Genomic DNA, 19,215 nt, shown 5'->3' with positions numbered 1-19,215 from the left:
GAGGATCTCGAGGCCCTGGTCAATGAAGGGGTTTTGCGCACGGCAGACATTTATTCCCTGCAGTATCTGCATGTCACCGCCGGCACCACCGTGCTGCCCACGGCCACCGTTAAAATGCTGATCAACGGCGCGGAAGCCTTTTGCACCGGCAGCGGAAACGGCCCCATTGACGCGACGTTTAACGCCATATCCGAGCTGACCCAAACCCAATCCTCGCTTCTGCGCTTTTCTGTCAACGCCCTGACCGGGGGCACGGACGCCCAGGGCGAAGTGACAGTGCGGCTCAAGGAAGATGAAGTCATTGCCCTGGGCCGGGGTGCGGACCCGGATATTATCACCGCCAGTGCATACGCATATATCAATGGGCTAAACCGGCTGGAATATCTAAAGGAAAACCCGGCGCGCACATCTGAGGCGCTTTAAAACATTTCCACGCACCGGCTGCGGGGGTCTGATTAATCGGCTTTTATGGTTTTGATCAGATCGGCAATCCGGCTGATGCGATTTTGCTCCATATAGGCAACAAGGCCGTCGATGATTTCGGTGGTCACGGAGGGATTGACAAAATTGGCCGTGCCCACCTCCACGGCCGTGGCCCCGGCGATCATGAATTCCAGGACATCCTCGGCGCACATGATGCCGCCGATGCCGATAACAGGGATGTTTACAGCCCCTGCCACCTGCCATACCATGCGCAGGGCAACGGGCTTGATGGCCGGGCCGGACAGTCCGCCGGTGATATTGCCCAGCTTGGGACGGCGGGTATGGATGTCAACGGCCATACCGGTGATGGTGTTGATCAGGGACACAGCGTCAGCTCCGCAGTCTTCCACCTTTTTTGCAATGCAGACAATATCTGAGACATTGGGAGAAAGTTTGACAATCACCGGCTTTGCGATTTTTTTGCGAACTGCGGTCACCACCGTGGCCGCAGCATCCGGATCCACCCCAAAGGCCACTCCCCCGGCCTTGACATTGGGGCATGAAATATTGATTTCCATGCCCGCAATCTGTTCTACCGGGTCCATGCGCCCGGCTAACTCTGCGTAATCCTCCACGGTTTTGGCATAGGTATTGACAATCACCGGGGTGTCATAGGCAGCCAGCCTGGGCAGCCGGTCGTTTAAAAAAGCCTGGATGCCGATGTTCTCCAGGCCGATGGCGTTTAACATGCCGCAGGCGGTTTCCACGATCCGCGGCGGGGGGTTGCCGGCTGCCGGCTGCAGGGAAAGGCCCTTGACCACAATGGCCCCCAGGGCATTGAGGTCCACCAGATCCGAGAACTCCAGGCCGTAGCCGAAAGTGCCGGATGCGGTCATCACGGGATTTTTCAGACAAATGCCGCCGATATCCACGGCCAGGTCCGGGTTTTGGGTCATGACACCTTTTCCGTTTTGACAGACAATGGGGATAAAAGACTCCTTAGTGCAGTGAAAATCAATGACATGAAACCGCGGATCGGTCAAGAAGGAAAACCGGAAAAATCCCGTCCGTAGCCGACCCGACACATGCGAAAATCAAAACAAGCTGGTTATATCACTGCTGCTGCTTTGACGCCTGCTTCTGCAAAAAAAGTGGTGGCCTGGAGGAAGGAAGCCCTGCGGCCGGGCCCGGTTTTTTCGCTCCTGAGCCTTTTTGCGGATTCAGCCGATGCCTTCGCCAAAATTTCAAAAACTCGGCCTTACGGCCTCAGACAGTTTGAAATTTTCCGGCTCCGGCACCGGCTGAATTTTCCCGCAAAAATTCTCAATGTCGCTTCAAAAACCCGCCCCCGCCCTTCGGGCTTCCTTGGGGCCCTCTCACAAATGCAATAACTCCTTAAAACACATTAGAAACGCCCTTCCAGGTCATCAACCCTGCATCGATTCAAATTCAGAGGACTTCCCGTTAAAAAGCAATCGCTGCTGCATATTTCCAGTGCGTTGGTCATGTGGCGGGGCGGGGGTGGTTTGTTTGGCTGCATTGGCGCGGTTTCGGCATAAGATCGGACCGGGGCTTTGGCGCCCGGAATTTTAAACTGTCTGAGGGCGATCAGCCCGAGTTTTTAAAATTCCAGCCAACGCCCCGGTCCGATCGCCGAAAGCACGCCGCAGACAAACAAACCGCACCCGCCCAGACACATGCGAAAACCGACATAAGCAGCTTCCGCCTTGGTTATGCCGATGTTGCGGCTGTGACTTCTTCCGGGTTGAAGATGGTGGTGGCCTAGAGGAAGGAAGCCCTGCGGCCGGGGCAACTGCCGGGTGCAGGGGAAAAACATCTTGACGGTCCGACTGTCCGGGCTGTATTGAAGGGTTCAAATGAAAACCCCAATCCAAAGACCCTTGCGTATCTGCCTGCTGAGCTACCGCAGCAATCCCCACTGCGGCGGCCAGGGCGTATACGTGCGCAATCTCAGCACCGCCCTGGTGCGCCTTGGCCATCACGTGGATGTGGTCTCCGGGCCTGAATACCCGGTGCTCGATGACAAAGTGGGCCTGATCAAACTGCCGGGCCTGGACTTGTACAATCCGGAAAACCTGTTTCGCATGCCTTCTGCTAAAGAGCTGGCAGACACGGCAAATTTTCTTGAATGGCTCGGTGTGTCCACCATGGGCTTTCCCGAACCCTTCTGCTTTGGCATGCGGGCGGCCCGGTTTTTCAGAGAAAAGACCCACGGCTATGACATCGTGCATGACAACCAGAGCCTTTCCTACGGAATCTGGTCGATCAAGCGGAAAATGCCGGTGATTGCCACCATTCATCATCCCATTACCGTGGACCGGGATGTTTCCGTGAAAACCGAGCCCGTGTTCTGGAAAAAGCTCCAGCAGATCCGGTGGTATTCCTTTATCGGGATGCAAAAGCAGGTGGCGCGCACCCTGCCCGGCCTGATAACGGTTTCCCGCTTTACCCGCCAGCATATCAGCCGGGAATTCAAAATCCCGGAAAACCGGTTCTCGGTTGTGCCAAACGGCATCAACACCGAGCTGTTCTACCCTATTGCCGAAATCGAGCGCGAGCCCGGCCGGATCATTGTCACCAACAGCGCGGACACCCCCTTAAAGGGCCTGCACCATCTTTTGCCCGCAGTGGCCGCAGTGGCCCGAACCCGAAAGGTGCGGCTCATTGTGGTGGGCACGCCCAAAAAAAACGGCATGGTGGAAAAAATGGTCAGACAGCTGGGTCTTGGCCGCATTGTCACCTTTACCGGCCGCATATCCTACGGGCAATTCGTGCGCCAGTACGCCCGGGCCGCAATGGCTGTGGTGCCGTCGGTATACGAGGGCTTCGGTCTGCCCGCGGGCGAGGCCATGGCCTGCGCCGTGCCTGTGATCAGCACAACAGGCGGGGCCCTTCCCGAGGTGGTTGGCGATGCCGGCGTCCTGGTGCCGCCGGCGGATCCAAAGGCCCTGGCCGCAGCCATCACGGACCTGCTGGATCACCCGGAAAAAGCCCGGAAAATCGGACAAGCCGGATACGAGCGGGTGCGCCGGCACCTGAGCTGGAACGCGGTAGCGGAAAAAACAGCCGCCGCTTATGAAAGGACCATTGATGATTACCATCGACTATAACCGCCTGGGTATCCGATCCGGCCACAGAATTCTGGACATGGGCTGCGGGGCGGGCCGCCACGTGTGCGGGGCCTGCGCCCGGCCGGGGGTCACGGTGGTGGGGGCAGACATCAACATTGCGGATCTGGCAAAAGCAGATGAGCACATCCGCATCCACGAACAGTACGGCGGGCCCTATCAGAGCAGATGGGCCTTGTGCGCCGCAAGTATTCTAAAACTGCCCTTTGCCGATAACAGCTTTGACCATGTGATCTGCTCCGAGGTCATGGAGCACATCTCCGATGACAAGCAGGCCGCTGAAGAACTTTACAGAATGCTCAAGCCCGGCGGAAGCCTGGCGGTCAGCGTTCCCCGGTATTTCCCGGAAAGAATCTGCTGGGCACTTTCGGAAACCTATTCCAACACCGATGGCGGCCATGTGCGCATATACCGCAAAAAACAGATCACCGGCCTGTTTGCGTCCCTGGGCCTGAAGCTGACGAGCCGCCATTGGGCCCACAGCCTGCACTCACCCTACTGGTGGCTCAAATGCATGGCCGGGCCGGAAAACGATTCCGCCGCCCCGGTTGCGGCATACCACCGGTTTTTGACCTGGGATCTGATGAAAAAGCCCAAAATCACCCGCGTGGCTGACCGTCTTTTAAATCCTGTACTGGGAAAAAGCATGGTGCTCTATTTCAGGAAAGCCGCCTGAGCACCCCGAGGGTCTTTGTCATGGGCAGGGCCTCAAACAAACCTGAGGCCAGGGCCAGCTCATAGATGTGATGCGGGGCCTGGCCGCCTTCTTCCGGGTTTTTGAAAATATCATGGATCACCAGAAAACCGCCGGCCGTCACATGGGTGGCCCAGGCGTTGTAGTCGGCAAACGCCGCTTCATGGCTGTGTCCGCCGTCGATGAACACCAGACAAAGCGGTGTGGCCCACATGCGGGCGGCAACCGGGGAGGCACTTGCCAGGGGCACCACTGTCTGCTCAAGCCCGGCGCGTTCCAGGGTGGTGCGAAACAGCGGCAGTGTGTCAATTCGGCCGGTGCGCGGATCCCAGGTTTCCGGGTCAAAATAGCCCTCCCCGGGCTGCTGTTCCTCTGAGCCGCGATGGTGGTCCACGGAAAACAGGATACCGTTGTTGTGCCGGCAGCCCGCCCCCAGGTAAAGGCTGGATTTCCCGCAATAGCTGCCGATTTCAAGGCAAGGGCCCTTCAATGAGGCCTCCAGGGCCAGTTCATAAAGCCGCCGGCCTTCTTCCGGGTCCAGAAAACCCTTGGTCTGCCGGACAAGCGCAGGATCAATTTCCATTTTCAAAGGCTTTTTTCACAATCTGCCGGGCCTGCTGCTGAATCTGACGCAAGTGATCCTTTCCCTTAAAGCTTTCTGCGTAAATCTTGTAAATTTCCTCAGTGCCCGAGGGCCGGGCGGCAAACCAGCCGTTTGGGGCAACCACCTTGAGCCCGCCGATGGGGGCATCATTGGCCGGCGCCCGGGTCAGCACCTGCTCTATGGGCTCACCTGCCAGTTCATCTGCTGCAATCATTTCCGGAGACAGATTTTTTAAAATCCGTTTCTGCTCCGCTGTTGCCGGGGCGTCCATACGCTCATAGACGCACTGGCCGAATTGTTCCTCGATCCGGCTGTAAATGCCCGCGGGATCGGTCCGGGTGGCTGCGGTGATCTCGGCTGCCAGCAGGTTTAAGATAATGCCGTCCTTGTCCGTGGACCAGACCGTGCCGTCTTTTCTCAAAAATGAAGCCCCGGCGCTTTCCTCGCCGGCAAACCCGTATTGGCCGCTCAAAAGTCCTTCCACAAACCATTTAAACCCCACCGGCACCTCCTGCAGGGGAAGTTTGAGAAATTTTGCCACCCGGTCAATCATGGCCGTGGAAACCAGTGTTTTGCCCACGGCTGCGCCCTGGGGCCATCGGGGACGGTTTGCGAAAAGATACCAGATGGCTGTGGTCAGGTAATGGTTGGGATTGAGCAGTCCTGCGCTTTTGGTGACAATGCCGTGGCGGTCCACGTCCGGGTCATTGCCAAAGGCGATGTCAAAGCGGTCCTTTAAATCAATCAGGCCGGCCATGGCATAGGGAGATGAACAATCCATGCGGATTTTTCCGTCCTTGTCCAAATGCATGAACCCAAAGGCCGGATCAACCCCGGTGTTGACCACTTCCAGATCCAGGCCGTATTTCCGGGCAATGGGCTCCCAGAAATACACCGCCGCACCGCCCATGGGATCCACCCCGATTTTAAGACCCGCACGGGAAATGGTGTCCATATCCACAACATTTTGCAGATCCTCCACGTAAGGCTCGATATAATCGTATTCCCGGGTAGTGGCGGCCTTTTTCGCCCTTTCAAAGGGGATGCGGGCAATGTTTTCCACCCCTTTGGCCATAAGCTCATTGGCCCGGTCCTGGATCAGGCCGGTGACATCGGTTCCCGCAGGTCCGCCATGGGGCGGATTGTATTTAAACCCCCCGTCCTCGGGCGGGTTGTGGGAAGGGGTGATCACCACCCCGTCTGCCAGGCCCTGGCTGCGCCCATGGTTGTAGGTCAAAATGGCATGGGAGATCACCGGCGTGGGGGTATAGCCCAAACCTTTCTGGATCATCACGGGAATTTCTGCTGCGGCAAACACTTCCAGGGCGGTGATCAGGGCCGGCTCGGACAAGGCATGGGTATCCATGCCCATAAACAGCGGGCCTGAAATATTTTCCCGTTTGCGGTACTCGCAGATGGCCCGGCTGACCGCCAGGATATGGGCCTGGTTGAAGCTGTTGCGAAGCGACGAGCCACGGTGTCCCGAGGTGCCGAAAGCCACCTGCTGGGCGGGGTCGTCCGGATCCGGATGCCGGGTGTAATAGGCTGAAACCAGCCCGGGCACATGGATCAGCATGTCACTTGTGGCGCGCTTGCCGGCTTTTTCGTGTACGGACATGGCAGACTTCCTTTGTTCCGGAGTTTAACACACTGAGTTATCGTGAAAATCGCTTTTCGAGAACTTTGCGGACATCGTGAAAATCCTTCCAGGGGACATGATCGATGTTGTGTTTTTCCAGATACCGGGCCAGCCGGCCCCGGGCAAACACCAGATTCCCGTGGCGGGCCATGTTGTGATCGGTCATTCCATCGCCGATAACCACCCGGAAATCCGCGTCAAACCGGTCCATCACCGCTGCCTTGGCCACCAGTTCATCTCCGCCTTCAAACCCGGAATGCACCTTTAGAAAAGGGCCGGAGTCGTCCACGTCAACGGCAAAGATTTCATCCACCTGGCCCGTCAAATACCCGAGCCCGGCTTCCACCATGCCCCGCACGCCCCCGGAAATTACCACAAAGGGAATATCCCGGGCCCTGAGAAATGCCAGCAGTTCGGCAAAACCCGGCCGCAGGGGAATTTGGCGCACAAAATCAAGGGTGTCCGGATACTGGTCAGAGGAAATGGCTTCAAGCATCTCCCGCACCCCGCTGCGCAGGGTCACGGCCCCGGATTCGAGTTTGGTTTTCATCTGATGCCACTCTTTGGGCAGAAAATGCTCCAGCACCGCCTGCAGGCTTTCCTCTGCGGTGATGGTGCCGTCAAAATCACAAAACACGTAGGGTTTAACGCTTTGGCCGTTGTTCATGAAAAAGAGGCTCCGGCTGTCTTGTTCAATTTTCTGGATGGTTAGAAGAAAGATTTTCAATATAATGGCTCAGAAAATCATTGATGCTTTCCACATCCTCCATTTCCAAAACCGCATCCAGGGCATGGCGGGCGTCCTCGTACCGGATGCCTCGGATAAACTGCTTGGCCGCAGGAATCGAGGAAGGCGTCATGCTGATACGATCTGCGGCCATGCCCACGTACAAAAGCAGGCATTCCTGCTTGGATGCCGATTCCCCGCAGATACTCACCGGCTTGTGATGCTGCCTGCAGACATTGACAATCTCGGCAATTGTGACAATCACGGAGGGATGCAGGGCATTGTAGAGATTGCCCACCTTTTTGTTGTTGCGGTCCACGGCCAGCAGATACTGGATCAGGTCATTTGTGCCGATGCTCACGAAATCCACGTATTTGAGCAGCCGGCCGAGAATGGCCGCAGCCCCGGGCACCTCGATCATAATGCCCGTGGCAATCTGACGGTCATATTCAATGCCCTTTTCATCCAGGGCCTGTTTTTCGGCATCCACCAGAGCGATCACCTTTCGGATCTCCTCAACCCCGGAAATCATGGGAAACAGCAAATGCACGGGACCATGGGCAGAGGCGCGCAAAATGGCCCGGATCTGTTTTCTGAATTCCTCTTCAAGCTCCAGGCTGATGCGGATGGAGCGCCATCCCAGAAAGGGATTGTCCTCCTTTGGATAATCCAGGTAGGACAGAAACTTGTCTCCCCCCACGTCAAAGGTCCGGATGGTAACGGTTCTGCCTTCTGCCTTCTGCAGCATGCGGGTGTAAAGATCCACCTGCTCTTCTTCAGTGGGAAAGGTTTTTCTGAGCAGAAACGGAAACTCGGTGCGGTACAGGCCGATGTGATCCGCACCGTATTCCCGGACATGGGGAATATCGGAAAGCAGGCCGATATTGGCCCCGAGCCGCACGTGCACCCCGTCAAGCGTGACGGCCGGCAGGTCCCGCAGCGCGGACAGGCGCAGCCGAATCTGCTGATTTTCCGCCTGCCTGCGCGCATATTCGTCCCGAACGGTCTCCTCGGGATTGACAAATACAAACCCAGAGGATCCATCCACGATCAGGTAGTCCTTTTCACGAACATTTTCAAACAGGCCCTCAACCCCGATGACAATGGGGATTTCCAGGGATCGGGCCAGGATCACCGTATGGGATGTGCGTCCTCCCCGGGCGGTGACAATGGCCTTTAGGTTGGGCTGGCGCATGGCCAGCAGATCCACGGGGGAAATGTCTGATGCCACCACAATGGTGGGACGGGTCATGGGCTCGTGGGGATCGCCGGAGACACCCACCAGATGACCCAGCACCCGTCTGCCGATATCGAGCACGTCTGCGGCCCGCTCGCTTAAATAGGCATCCTCCATGCCCCGAAAATTTTCCACGTACTCCAGGATCACCTGTTTTAAGGCATACTCAGCACATTTGCCCGAATCGATCTGTGCCTTGATTTTGCGTTTCAATCCCGCATCCCGCAGAAACATCAGATGGGCGTCAAGAATGGCCGATTCCTGCTCGGAGATGCCCGCACCAGTGCGCGCCACCTGCCGTATCTGGCCTGCAGCCCGGTCAAAAGCATTATTTAACCGCTCCAATTCCGACCCGGGAGATTCGGACCAGCTGCACTGCACCTGATCAAAATCGATGTTTTCCGGCAGATAATGGGCATACCCCTCTGCCACCTGCTCGGATACGGGATCACCCCGGAGATAATCCGGAGCCGGCTTATCAGGCAGGCTTCGGGCTATTTCCACAACCGGAAGCTTCTGGCGGGTTAGGGGCCTGCGTACAGACAGGTCTTCTAAAAGCCCGGTATAGGCAACAGTGGCCGAAATCTGGCTTGCGATATTGGAAAACAAAGGGATGTCCTCCTCCCGGATGCCGTTTTCCGCCACCGTCTGGACTACCAGTACCCCGAGCACCTTCTGGTGATAAATCAGGGGAAGTCCGAGAAAAGTGGCATAGCGTTCTTCACCGCTTCCAGCGTAATACTTGAACCTGGCATGGGCGGCAGGATTGACCACCAGCACCGGCTGCATCTGCTCCACAGCCATACCGGTCAGCCCCTCGCTGATGTCCATTTCAATATAATCCACAAATGAGGCGGAAAGCCCGTGGGTGGCTTTGAGCACCAGGCGATTTTCCATGGGGTCATAGACATAGACCGAACAAACATCAATGTTTAGGCGCCGGGCCACCTGGGCCACGATCTGGTCCAGGGCGGTTTCTGGGTCCCGGCAGTTCTGAAGGGTCTGAAAAATATTTTCTAATATGCTGATCTGCTCTGCCTGCATGGGTGATTTTCCGGTTGCTTTCCTGTCCGGGAGTCTGCTTGCGTCCCGTGTTTCCGATTTTATACTGTGTCCCGGTCCTGTCTTAAAATAGCCCCGGGACCGGAGAAATTCAAGGGCGGCATTGATTTAACCCGCTCAATTGCCACTGCCGGCCTATTGCTGAAGCTGCCGGAGCTTTTCTTGAATGCGGTCGCGTTTTTCCTCCAGCTCATCAAGCTGCCGGATAAACACCGGCTTGACCGAATGGGGCGGGATGCGTTGATTTAAGTCGGCAATTTGTTCTTCCACATCCGCAAGCTGCTTTTGCAGGTCCACGATTTTTTGTTCAGACATGCTCAAAGGCCTCCTTGTGCGGTTCCGGCCGCATTTGCCCCATGATGCATGAACAGGGCAGGATCAAAGCAGGTAAAAGACAGCCTGCTGCCCTGATCGATTTGTTCCACTCCCTCGGCAATCACGATCACGGCCGGGGTTTTGGCCATGGCCGCCATGCGGCTTTTTAACTTTTTGGGATGCAAAACAATACCGGCACCGTTTCTGCTGATGTCGCACTGCACAAACTGGGTCCAATCCGCCTGGCCGCGCACCGTGCTCTCCAGCCGGCCATGGAGATGGAGATACGGGCTGAACACCAGGCCCGCCATTTTCCGGATGGCCGGGTAGACCATAAACAAAAAAGCGGTTTCATTCGATGCGGGTCCCCCGGGAAGGCAGAACACGGGTTTTTGTCCCAGAATGCCCATGCCCACGGCCTTGCCCGGGCCCATGCGCACCCGGTGAAAAATCATTTTGCAGCCCAGATCCTCCAAGACCCGCACCACCAGATCCCGGTCTCCTTTCCAGGCACCGCCGGAGGTGACCAGCACGTCTGTCTGCTCTGCCAAGCCCAGAATTTGCTCTGCCATCTGCCGGCGGCTGTCTCCGGAAACCCGCATTTTCACGTCAAACCCGCCGTCAGCCAGCCACGCCTGCTGCAGGGCCACATTGCTGGCATACAGCTTGCCCGCCTCGAACGGCTTTCCGGGAAGCAGGATCTCGCTGCCCGTGGCCAGAAGCCCGATTTTCGGCCGGCGGCAGACCGGCACCTCAAAAATCCCGGCCGCCACTATCAGCCCGATCACCTGCGGGGTCAGCAGGCCGCCGGCATGGCAAATGCATTCACCGCAGTGCACGTCAGTGCCTTTTTCAAGGATGTTGCGCCCCGGCTCGGCCGGTGCGTGCACCGCAACCAGGGGCCGACCCTTATCCGTGAATTCTTCTGCCACCACTGCATCCGCGCCCGGAGGGATGGCCGCACCGCTTAAAATGCGCATTGTCTTTCCCGGAAACACGGCATGCCCGGGCCGGTCCCCTGCGGCCATGACGCCGGAAAGCGCCAGGCGCACCGGCGAGTCCGGGCAGGCTGTTTCCACATCCGCGGAAACCACGGCATATCCGTCCTTCAGCGAGGCATTGACCGAAGGCGAGTCCACCCGTGCATGCACCGGCCCAAACGCCACCCGGCCCACTGCCCGGTCAACGGCAATGGTCTCAGATGCCATTGGAAAAACATTTTCCAGGGCCAGGCCCAGGGCCTCGTCAAATCCGATGTCACAGCGCATGCAAAACTCTCCGCCAAGGGCTTGTGTGAAAAATCCAGAATTTTTTATCTTTTCATATATGCGGCCGCAGCGTCAAATGAAATTGGCCGGGTGGAATTGATCACCGCCAGCAAGGCGGTGCCCACATCCGCAAATACAGCCGCCCACATGGTGGCCATGCCCGCAACCCCAAGGACGATAAACACCGCCTTGATGGACAGGGCCAGCACAATATTCTGCCACACAATCCCCCGGGTCTGTTTGCCCATGGCCACGGCGTCTGCCATTTTCTCCGGCGAGCCGGTCATGAGCACCACGTCTGCGGTTTCAATGGCTGCATCCGATCCAGCCGCCCCCATGGCCGCGCCCACGTCAGCCCTGGCGATTACCGGGGCGTCATTGATCCCGTCGCCCACAAATGCGACCTTCTGCCCCTTGCCCGCATCGGCCTGGATTTTTTCAAATGCCGTCACCTTGTCCCCGGGCAGAAGATCGGCAAAATAATCGTCAAGGCCTAGGTTTTCCGCCACTGTTCGGGCTGTTTCAGCGTTGTCACCGGTAAGCATCACAATCCGGCGCACGCCGTTTTGGCGCAGCCGGAGAAGCGCTTTTTGCGATTCTTTCCGAATGCGGTCACTGATAACAATATAGCCGGCATAATTTCCGTCCACGGCAACATGCGTCACAGTGCCGCTCTGGTTCTGCCCGTCCCGGCCGGGCAAAATTCCCTGAGCGCGAAGATACCGCCCCGAGCCCACGAGCACGTTCCTGCCATCAACCCGGGCGAAAACCCCTGAACCCGAAGTTTCCCCGTGCCCGGAAACACCTTCCGGACTCACAGGCTCCCCGTTTTTGTCAAACGCTTTGACAATGGCCCTGGCAATGGGATGGTTGGAATACTGCTCGGCCCTGGCTGCAAAGGCCAGCACCTGCTCAGCGCTGTATCCGTTTGCGCTTTCAACGCCATTGACCTCAAACACGCCCTCAGTGAGGGTCCCGGTTTTGTCAAACACCACGGTGTGCAGTTTTGCCAGCACATCGAGATAATTTGAACCTTTGACCAGCACCCCGTGCCTGGAGGCCCGGCCGATGCCGCCGAAATAGCCCAGGGGAATACTGATCACCAGCGCGCACGGGCAGGAGATGACCAGCAGTACCAGGGCACGGTAAATCCACTGCTGAAACCCGGCACCGTCGATTAGCATTGGCGGCACAAAAGCCACGGCCGCGGCCGCGGCCACCACCGCCGGGGTGTAATATCGGGCAAAGACGGTGATAAACTGCTCAGTGGCGGACTTGCGGGCGGCCGCATTTTCCACCAGCTCCACCATCCGGGCAATGGAGGACTGATCATAAGGCCGGGTGACCGCAATGGTGAGGGTGCCTGAAAGGTTGACACCCCCTGCCAGCACCTCGTCGCCCGCACCCGCCCCTCTGGGCACGGATTCCCCTGTGAGCGCGGATGTGTCCACCTGGGATGAGCCGTCCGTGATCCGGCCGTCCAGGGGGATTTTCTCCCCGGGCTTGACCAGAACCAGGCTGCCCACGGCCACACTCTCCGGTGCCACCCGGGAAATTCCGGTCTTGGTTTTCAAATTGACCACATCCGGCCGCTGGGCCAGCAAGGCGGCAATGGAGCGCCTGGATCGGGACACGGCCAGGCCCTGAAGAAACTCTCCGGCCCGGTAAAAAATCATCACGCCCACGGCCTCTGAAAAGGCACCGATGGCCATGGCCCCCAGGGTGGCAATGGCCATGAGCACATTTTCGTCAAAAAAATCGCCCCTCACCAGCGTACGCCCGGCTGCCGCCAGAATCCCAACGCCTGCAGTCAAATAAGCGGCTGAAATGAAAACATAAAACCCAATTGCCGGAAGGCGGATTACATCCGTATATTCCAAAAGCAGCACCCCGGCAAACAAGACTGCTGCAGCAACAAGTTTTATAACCTCGCGCCGCACATCAAAGGCCTCGTCCCCGCCTGCGGGGGATGAATGACTGCATCCGCATGAAGCACAGCACTGCGGGTCACCCGCATGCGCAGCCGTACCGTTAACACTATCTATAGATTCAAACATGACAATTTCCTTTTTTAATCAGGATGATTTGCTTTCCATGACGTGCTCCATGCCCAGTTCCAGAACCCGGCGAATATGCGCATCATCCAGGGAATAATATATCACCTTGCCTTCCCGCCGGTATTTGACCAGACGGGTTTGCTTCAATATCCTGAGCTGCTGGGAAACAGCGGACTGCTTCATCCCCAAAAGACAGCACAGATCGCAGACACACATTTCCGCTGCAGACAATGCCCAGAGAATGCGGATGCGGGTTTTGTCCCCGAAGATTTTAAAAAACCCGGCCAGATCCGCAAGCCCCCGGTCTTCTGGCATGGACGCATCCACCTGCGCAATGATATCGTGATGGATTACCTTGGTTGCGCATACTTCCGCAATGTTTTGACTTTCCGGCACTGTCATTTTTCCCCTTCTTTCCGGGCGGCTGAAATACGACCGCCTTTTTCAATCAATTCATCATATGAATAAATGATAATATGATAAGGAACAAATTGATTGTCAAGTTCAATCTTGTCTTTCATTCGGCTGGCTCCGGCAAGGCCGCACTGTCTTCGGATCGCAGCCCACAAAAGGACGTGGCACCGCCCGTTATTTGACAATTGCGCAAAACCGCTTTACTTTAGCAATAAAATACCCAATCGATTCCAACACAAGCCCCTGAGGACAATTGTGATTCTTGTCATCGGCGAAATCCTCGTAGATATTTTCCCGCAATACCGGCGCATCGGCGGGGCGCCTTTTAATTTTTCCTATCACCTGCAGCAAATGGGCCTGCCGGTCTGCTTTATCTCCCGCATCGGGCAGGACAATATCGGGAAAGAAATTTCTGACTTTCTTTGGCAAAACAGATTTGATGCCGGCCACATTCAGTCAGACCCCCGGCATCCCACCGGCAAGGTGATGGTTCACCCTCAACAGGGCGGCAGCCACAGTTTTGAGATCATAACCGATACCGCCTATGACCACATCGAATTGCCCGACTCGCCGGATTTCGTAAATAACCAAACCCCGGAACTGATCTATTTCGGCACCCTGGTTCAGCGCACGCCGGAAATGGCCGCTCGCCTTAAAGCCTTTCTGGACAACCGCGCGGATTCAACCAAATGCTTCTGTGATATCAACCTGCGCCCCGGCTGCTACAGCACAGAGACGGTTCTCGCCTCAATTGACAGGGCGGATATTCTTAAAATCAATGATGCGGAACTGATACAAATCCGGGCCATGTTCGGCCGGGATGCCGAATCTGAGAAAGACTTCATCGCCTGGCTCATGAAAACCCATGACATAGAGATGGTTTCGCTGACCATGGCAGAACGCGGCAGCCGCCTGTACACCCCCGGCTTCTGCCATGAAACCCGGGTGCCGGACAAAGGACCGGTCGTGGATACTGTGGGCGCAGGTGATGCCTATGCTGCAGTGGTGGCCCTGGGATACCTGCAAAACTGGTCCCCGGAGCACATCCTCGACCAAGCCGCTGCTTTTGCCGCCCGCATCTGTCAAATCCAGGGCGCCATCCCGGAAAACCGGGACTTTTATTCGACATTGCTATAACGCACCACAGGAGGGCCCAATGACGGAACCGGATAAACAGCTTTATATTCAAATGTTTAGCATCCACGGCCTGGTCCGCTTTCAAAACCCGGAACTGGGCCGGGATGCAGATACCGGCGGCCAGGTGCTTTATGTGGTGGAACTGGCCAAGCATCTGAGCCGCAGCAAAAATGTGCGCCGGGTGGACCTGTTTACACGCTTCATCGAAGACCCTAGGGTTTCAGACGATTATGCGCAGCCTGTGGAAGAGTTCAGCGACAATTGCCGGATTGTTCGCATCCAGTGCCGGGGCAAGCGCTACATGCGAAAGGAGCTGCTCTGGCCCTACCTGGATGAATATGTGGACAAGGTCATCAAATTCATCAAGAAACAAGACGATATCCCGGACCTGTTTCACGGCCATTATCCGGATGCGGGATATGTGGCCATGAAACTCTCAGAGCTCTACGGGCTGCCCTTTGTGTTCACTGGCCATTCCCTGGGAATTCCCAAGAAACAGAAATTGCTAAACGACGGAATGCGGGAGTCGGAGATAAACAAAAAATACAATATCGAAACCCGCATCAAGGCAGAAGAGCAAATCCTGAAAAAAGCCGACCTGATTGTTACCAGCACCAACCAGGAAATCGAGGACCAGTACGGGGTTTACAAAAATGCCAAAACCCCGGAATACAAGGTCATCCCACCAGGTATCGACGTGGACCGGTTCCATCCCTATTACCATGACCGGCTGCCAGAAGTTGAAAAATCCGAATTTTCCAAGTATGCCCAGGCCAGTCTGCTCAACCAGCTGGAACGATTTTTGATGTATCCGGACAAGCCGCTGATCCTGGCCCTTTCCCGTCCGGACAAGCGCAAAAACATCTCCGGCCTGATCCAGGCATTCGGTGAAGACCGCGAACTACAGGCCATGGCCAACCTGGCCGTGTTTGCCGGCATCCGCAAGGATATCAACGAAATGGAGGAAAATGAAAAGGAAGTGCTCACGCGGATGCTGTTGATGATGGACCGCTATGATCTTTACGGCAAAATGGCCATCCCCAAAAAGCATGACGTGGAATATGAAGTGCCGGAGCTCTACCGGATTGCCGCGGAAAAACGCGGGGTATTTGTCAACCCGGCCCTCACAGAGCCCTTTGGCCTGACCCTGCTGGAAGCAGCAGCCACGGGCCTGCCCCTGGTGGCCACAAATGACGGCGGCCCCAAAGATATCATCGGCAACTGCGAAAACGGCATTCTCATCAACCCCGACGATCCGGGGGAAATCGCCGATGCCATCCGCAAAATCCTCACAGATGAGGAACTGTGGCAGCAATACTCCAAAAACGGCATCATGAACGTGCGCAAATACTACACCTGGGACAGTCACGCCCAGTCCTTCACAGATGCCGTGATCCAGCTTCTGGATGAAAGATTCGGCACCAGCCGACAGCAAAGGGCATCAGCAAAGGAAAAATCCATTGGCAAGCGCCTGTCCAAAGTCAATTTTTTTCTGATCACCGACATTGACAACACCCTGATCGGGCAGGACAACACTCACCTGACCGAGCTGATCCAGTGGCTTACGGAAAACCGCGCTAAGGTGGGTTTTGGCGTGGCCACTGGCCGGCGGGCGGACTCGGCCATGGAGGTGCTGGAAAAACACGGTCTGCCCCGGCCGGATGTGGTGATCTCGGACGTGGGCACGGAAATCTACTACGGCCGGAATCTGCAGTATGATCAGGGCTGGGATACACATGTCGCCCAGCGATGGGAACCGGAAAAAATCAAAAAACTGATGAAACAATTCAGCTTTCTCAAGCTCCAGGACAAGGCGGCCCAGCGCAAATACAAGATCAGCTATGACATGGATCCAGGAAAGGACCGGATTGCCAAAATCCATGACATCCTGACAAAAAACAAGATCCGCTACACCCTGGTCTATTCCCATGAAAAATATCTCGACATCATCCCCTACCGGGCATCCAAGGGCAAGGCCATCCGATATTTAAGCTACAAATGGGAAATCCCATTGTCGCATTTTCTGGTCAGCGGGGATTCGGGAAATGACGCGGAAATGCTGCGCGGAGAGCAAATGGGGGTGGTTGTGGGCAACTACAGCCCGGAGCTCGAGGAATTAAAAGGGGTCAACAAAATCTATTTCGCTGAAGCCCCCGGCTCCGGCGGCATTCTGGAAGGTATTTGGAAATACCGGTTCACCACAGGCAAAACCGGAAAAAAGACCTGAGCCGGGGCCTTTTTAATCCGGCTATTACTGTTTGCCCAGGACCTTGATAAACGTTTTGAAAATCCGGGGATCCAACGCGCCCTGCATTTCCTCGCCCATGATCTTCAATGCTTCAAACGGTGTTTTGGCCGGGGCATAGGAACGCTTTGAGGTTATGGCGTCATAGACGTCACAACAGGTCAGCACGCGCACCGGCACGGGAATTTCCTCCTGCTGCATGCCGGTGGGATATCCGGTGCCGTCGAATTTCTCATGATGAAACACAATGCAGTTCAAACTCACCTGGGGCAAATACACATTGGTGCACATGCGCATGCCGTGCACAGGATGAAGTCGGATCTGTTTCCATTCCTGTTCGTTTAACGGCCCCGGCTTGTTTAAAATCCTGACCGGTACGTGGGTTTTGCCGATATCATGGAGCAAAGCCCCCACGCCCACGTCCACCAGGGTCTGCTCCTCCCATTGTTCGGCCAGGCAATTCATCAGCATCATGGTATAAGTAAACACATGCACGCCGTGAGAAAAAGTCTGATAATCATGAGAAACAAACCGGCCGATATTTTCCATGGCCTCGGGGGTGGACAAAAACGAAAGGCTTGATTTCACAACATGGCTCACCCCTTCAAGGGAATTTTCGTCCAGTGCCGGCATTCGGTCTTCAAAGATTTTTTTCACCTGCCCGGAGGTAATGTCCAGAAACACCCGAGATCGGACATCCACGGAAATTTCCGGATCATTTAAAATCCATTCCAGGTTGTCGAGCATATAGGTTTCATAGGATGGCTGCTGATCATACGGGATATAAACCGTATCAATGCCGTTGTCCACCAGACGCTGCTTGAGCTCATTGGAAAAATACTGGCGTTCCCGGGTGTAGAGCACATATCGGCTGCCCCGTTTAAAATATACCTGGAAATCGGTCAGTGCATTGGGATTGAGCGTATCCGGGGACACGGGAAAATAATTGCCCTCCGGCTGCAGCTCGTTTCGGGATACTTCACTTTTTTGCCTGTAGGAGGCGCCGCTCATTTTCAACTCCCCAACATCCTCGGGTCTGTATAGATTTGCGCCGTAGCCGTTGAATAAGACTTATCGGACAAAGCCAGAAATTGTTTAGGCATGACGCCCAAAAAGCAACATGATCGGTTCATGATCACCACCTTTGCGTTTCGCTTTTTGTCCGTGAGCATGGCAGCCGGGTTGGCCTCGCTGCCCGTGCCCCGACACATGCGAAAACCGACATAAGTAGCTTTCGCCTTGGTTATGCCGATGTTGCAGCTGTGACTGCTTCCGGGTTAAAGATGGTGGTGGCCTGGAGGAAGGAAACCCTGCGGCCGGGGGCGGGTTTTTTTCGCTCCTGAGCCTTTTTGCGGATTCAGCCGATGCCTTCGCCAAAATTTCAAAAACTCGGGCATTCGCCCTCAAACAGTTTGAAATTTTCCGGCTCCGGCACCGGCTGAATTTTCCCGCAAAAATTCTCAATGTCGCTTCAAAAACCCGCCCCCGCCCTTCGGGCTTCCTTGGAGACCCACGCCCGAATTCGACAACTCTGTAAAACACACTGGCCCCCCTTTCGGCTTGACCAACTATTTAGGTATCCAAACCCAAAGGAGCTCTTGGTAAAGACCAGTTGCTGAAACATCTTTCCAGTGCGTTGGTCATGTGGCGGGGCGGGGGTGGTTTGTTTGGCTGCATTGGCGCGGTTTCGGCATAAGATCGGAGCCGGGGCTTTGGCGTCCGGAATTTTAAACTGTCTGAGGGCGATCAGCCCGAGTTTTTAAAATTCCAGCCAAAGTCCCGGCCGATCGCCGAAAGCGCGCCGCAGACAAACAAACCGCACCCGACACGGCTCATGCGAAAACCGCCACAAGCTGCTTACGCCTTGGTTATGCCGATGTTGCGGTTGTGACTTCTTCCGGGTTGAAAATGGTGCTGGCTTGGAGGAAGGAAGCCCTGCGGCCTGGGCCGGTTTTTTCGCTCCTGAGCCTTTTTGCGAAAAGATTCAGGCAATGCCTTCGCCGAAATTTCAAAAACTCGGGCGCAAGCGCCCTCAAACAATTTGAAATTTTCCGGCTTCGGCATTGCCTGAATCTTTTCGCAAAAACCCTCAATGTCCCTTCAAAAACCCGCCCCCGCCCTTCGGGCTTCCTTGGGGACCATGCTCAAATTTGATAACCCTGTAAAACACATTGGAAAGCATCTTTTGGGTTGATCAATTCTTTAGGTATCCAAATTCAAAGGATATCCCTGTAAAAAACAATT

At 55.9% G+C, this 19,215-nt stretch carries 16 protein-coding genes; 5 read left to right on the top strand and 11 right to left on the bottom strand.

What is annotated here, in order from left to right:
• Positions 1-423, top strand: a 423-nt coding sequence (locus R6U41_RS11630; RefSeq protein ID WP_410270004.1) for an alpha-isopropylmalate synthase regulatory domain-containing protein, incomplete at its 5' end; no start/stop codon positions are given.
• A gap of 32 nt (positions 424-455) precedes the next feature.
• Here R6U41_RS11630 and R6U41_RS11625 read toward each other — a convergent pair.
• Positions 456-1,379 (bottom strand): dihydroorotate dehydrogenase, encoded by a 924-nt coding sequence (locus R6U41_RS11625; RefSeq protein ID WP_410270003.1) that lies wholly within the window; start codon positions 1,377-1,379, stop codon positions 456-458.
• Positions 1,380-2,300: 921 nt separating this feature from the next.
• Between R6U41_RS11625 and R6U41_RS11620 the strand changes: the two genes are divergently transcribed.
• Together R6U41_RS11620 and R6U41_RS11615 are read left to right on the top strand one after the other, a co-directional pair.
• Positions 2,301-3,554, top strand: coding sequence for a glycosyltransferase family 4 protein (locus tag R6U41_RS11620; RefSeq protein WP_410270002.1), 1,254 nt, complete (start codon positions 2,301-2,303; stop codon positions 3,552-3,554).
• Positions 3,520-4,248 (top strand): methyltransferase domain-containing protein, encoded by a 729-nt coding sequence (locus tag R6U41_RS11615; protein WP_410270001.1) that lies wholly within the window; start codon positions 3,520-3,522, stop codon positions 4,246-4,248. The genes R6U41_RS11620 and R6U41_RS11615 overlap by 35 nt, the downstream gene beginning before the upstream one ends.
• Here R6U41_RS11615 and R6U41_RS11610 read toward each other — a convergent pair.
• The 9 genes from R6U41_RS11610 to R6U41_RS11570 form a co-directional block, all read right to left on the bottom strand.
• On the bottom strand, positions 4,232-4,849 hold the full coding sequence (locus tag R6U41_RS11610) for a class I SAM-dependent methyltransferase (protein WP_410270000.1): 618 nt from the start codon (positions 4,847-4,849) through the stop codon (positions 4,232-4,234). The genes R6U41_RS11615 and R6U41_RS11610 overlap by 17 nt on opposite strands.
• Positions 4,839-6,488: a phosphoglucomutase (alpha-D-glucose-1,6-bisphosphate-dependent) gene (pgm, locus tag R6U41_RS11605; protein ID WP_410269999.1), complete on the bottom strand. Its 1,650-nt coding sequence runs from the start codon at positions 6,486-6,488 to the stop codon at positions 4,839-4,841. The genes R6U41_RS11610 and pgm overlap by 11 nt, the downstream gene beginning before the upstream one ends.
• 37 nt (positions 6,489-6,525) lie before the next feature.
• Complete coding sequence (locus tag R6U41_RS11600; RefSeq protein ID WP_410269998.1) at positions 6,526-7,176, bottom strand: HAD-IB family phosphatase; 651 nt, start codon at positions 7,174-7,176, stop codon at positions 6,526-6,528.
• Between the two features lie 25 nt (positions 7,177-7,201).
• Positions 7,202-9,517 (bottom strand): phosphoenolpyruvate--protein phosphotransferase, encoded by a 2,316-nt coding sequence (ptsP, locus tag R6U41_RS11595; protein WP_410269997.1) that lies wholly within the window; start codon positions 9,515-9,517, stop codon positions 7,202-7,204.
• A 153-nt stretch (positions 9,518-9,670) separates the two neighbouring features.
• Positions 9,671-9,850, bottom strand: a complete 180-nt coding sequence (locus R6U41_RS11590; RefSeq protein ID WP_410269996.1) for a hypothetical protein — start codon at positions 9,848-9,850, stop codon at positions 9,671-9,673.
• Between the two features lie 2 nt (positions 9,851-9,852).
• On the bottom strand, positions 9,853-11,118 hold the full coding sequence (locus R6U41_RS11585; protein WP_410269995.1) for a molybdopterin molybdotransferase MoeA: 1,266 nt from the start codon (positions 11,116-11,118) through the stop codon (positions 9,853-9,855).
• 44 nt (positions 11,119-11,162) lie between these two features.
• Positions 11,163-13,175, bottom strand: a complete 2,013-nt coding sequence (locus R6U41_RS11580) for a heavy metal translocating P-type ATPase (RefSeq protein ID WP_410269994.1) — start codon at positions 13,173-13,175, stop codon at positions 11,163-11,165.
• An 18-nt stretch (positions 13,176-13,193) separates the two neighbouring features.
• The gene (locus R6U41_RS11575) at positions 13,194-13,577 is read right to left on the bottom strand and encodes an ArsR/SmtB family transcription factor (RefSeq protein ID WP_410269993.1); all 384 of its coding nucleotides are present in this window, start codon (positions 13,575-13,577) and stop codon (positions 13,194-13,196) included.
• Positions 13,574-13,696 carry a hypothetical protein gene (locus R6U41_RS11570; RefSeq protein WP_410269992.1) on the bottom strand — a complete coding sequence of 41 codons (123 nt, stop codon included), beginning with the start codon at positions 13,694-13,696 and terminating at the stop codon, positions 13,574-13,576. Before R6U41_RS11570 ends, R6U41_RS11575 begins: the two co-directional genes overlap by 4 nt.
• A 148-nt stretch (positions 13,697-13,844) precedes the next feature.
• Here R6U41_RS11570 and R6U41_RS11565 point away from each other — a divergent pair, with 148 nt between their 5' ends.
• Both R6U41_RS11565 and R6U41_RS11560 read left to right on the top strand, forming a co-directional pair.
• Positions 13,845-14,726 (top strand): carbohydrate kinase family protein, encoded by an 882-nt coding sequence (locus tag R6U41_RS11565; RefSeq protein WP_410269991.1) that lies wholly within the window; start codon positions 13,845-13,847, stop codon positions 14,724-14,726.
• 19 nt (positions 14,727-14,745) lie between these two features.
• Positions 14,746-16,953 carry an HAD-IIB family hydrolase gene (locus R6U41_RS11560; protein WP_410269990.1) on the top strand — a complete coding sequence of 736 codons (2,208 nt, stop codon included), beginning with the start codon at positions 14,746-14,748 and terminating at the stop codon, positions 16,951-16,953.
• A gap of 24 nt (positions 16,954-16,977) precedes the next feature.
• Here R6U41_RS11560 and R6U41_RS11555 read toward each other — a convergent pair whose 3' ends face one another.
• Positions 16,978-17,982, bottom strand: a complete 1,005-nt coding sequence (locus tag R6U41_RS11555) for an HD-GYP domain-containing protein (RefSeq protein WP_410269989.1) — start codon at positions 17,980-17,982, stop codon at positions 16,978-16,980.
• Positions 17,983-19,215: the final 1,233 nt, after the last annotated feature.

The organism is Desulfosalsimonas sp. (genome assembly GCF_046483245.1).
GTDB lineage: Bacteria > Desulfobacterota > Desulfobacteria > Desulfobacterales > Desulfosalsimonadaceae > Desulfosalsimonas.
The sequence above is the reverse complement of the archived record's forward strand: the minus strand, read 5'-3'. Positions and strand labels throughout refer to the sequence as shown.

Bases quoted from the DNA above. Each gene is read 5' to 3' on its own strand.
- R6U41_RS11625 (WP_410270003.1), bottom strand. From the start codon at position 1,379: ATGACCCAAAACCCGGACCTGGCCGTGGATATCGGCGGCATTTGTCTG.
- R6U41_RS11620 (WP_410270002.1), top strand. From the start codon at position 2,301: ATGAAAACCCCAATCCAAAGACCCTTGCGTATCTGCCTGCTGAGCTAC.
- R6U41_RS11615 (WP_410270001.1), top strand. From the start codon at position 3,520: ATGAAAGGACCATTGATGATTACCATCGACTATAACCGCCTGGGTATC.
- R6U41_RS11610 (WP_410270000.1), bottom strand. From the start codon at position 4,849: ATGGAAATTGATCCTGCGCTTGTCCGGCAGACCAAGGGTTTTCTGGAC.
- pgm (WP_410269999.1), bottom strand. From the start codon at position 6,488: ATGTCCGTACACGAAAAAGCCGGCAAGCGCGCCACAAGTGACATGCTG.
- R6U41_RS11600 (WP_410269998.1), bottom strand. From the start codon at position 7,176: ATGAACAACGGCCAAAGCGTTAAACCCTACGTGTTTTGTGATTTTGAC.
- ptsP (WP_410269997.1), bottom strand. From the start codon at position 9,517: ATGCAGGCAGAGCAGATCAGCATATTAGAAAATATTTTTCAGACCCTT.
- R6U41_RS11590 (WP_410269996.1), bottom strand. From the start codon at position 9,850: ATGTCTGAACAAAAAATCGTGGACCTGCAAAAGCAGCTTGCGGATGTG.
- R6U41_RS11585 (WP_410269995.1), bottom strand. From the start codon at position 11,118: ATGCGCTGTGACATCGGATTTGACGAGGCCCTGGGCCTGGCCCTGGAA.
- R6U41_RS11580 (WP_410269994.1), bottom strand. From the start codon at position 13,175: ATGTTTGAATCTATAGATAGTGTTAACGGTACGGCTGCGCATGCGGGT.
- R6U41_RS11575 (WP_410269993.1), bottom strand. From the start codon at position 13,577: ATGACAGTGCCGGAAAGTCAAAACATTGCGGAAGTATGCGCAACCAAG.
- R6U41_RS11570 (WP_410269992.1), bottom strand. From the start codon at position 13,696: ATGAAAGACAAGATTGAACTTGACAATCAATTTGTTCCTTATCATATT.
- R6U41_RS11560 (WP_410269990.1), top strand. From the start codon at position 14,746: ATGACGGAACCGGATAAACAGCTTTATATTCAAATGTTTAGCATCCAC.
- R6U41_RS11555 (WP_410269989.1), bottom strand. From the start codon at position 17,982: ATGAGCGGCGCCTCCTACAGGCAAAAAAGTGAAGTATCCCGAAACGAG.